Source organism: Staphylococcus hominis subsp. hominis, from assembly GCF_002901845.1.
Lineage (GTDB): Bacteria > Bacillota > Bacilli > Staphylococcales > Staphylococcaceae > Staphylococcus > Staphylococcus hominis.
On sequence record NZ_PPQE01000008.1, the window covers coordinates 1 to 458 of the forward strand.

General features: G+C 31.2%; 1 pseudogene. It reads left to right on the forward strand.

The window, feature by feature from the left end:
• Positions 1-229, forward strand: a pseudogene (locus tag CD034_RS01045) (replication initiator protein A); the annotation flags it as partial.
• Positions 230-458 lie beyond the last annotated feature (229 nt).

Consider the following 458-nt stretch of genomic DNA (forward strand, 5'->3'; position numbering starts at 1 on the left):
CAAGACGTCCTTTAATAATTCTATTGATACATATTACTTATTAGAAGATATGGAAATAGAAATACTTCATGTTCTTAAACGTTTCAAAGCTATGCTTATTCAAAAAAATGAAACCGTTGAAGCCATGCAAGGGTACTTAATGAAATCCCTTAAGTCTGAATTCGCTGAAATGCATACGCTTAATAAACGACGTGATCATTTACCAATCACTTCTTTATTTAATCAATAATGATTCAATTAGAGAGCATCTTTAAATAGATGTTCTCTTTTTTTATTTACAAGTGGTTGCTAAGGCAACCACCTAGATCAAACGAAAGGTAAGGGAGGGGATAACAAAATAAGATCAACACAATATCACAATATAGCATGCTGCTATTAAAGAAAGGAGGAAGACTTATGAGTACTAAGAAAAAGATTAAAGTTACTTTGGCAATGATTAATGTTCTTTTAACTGCAGT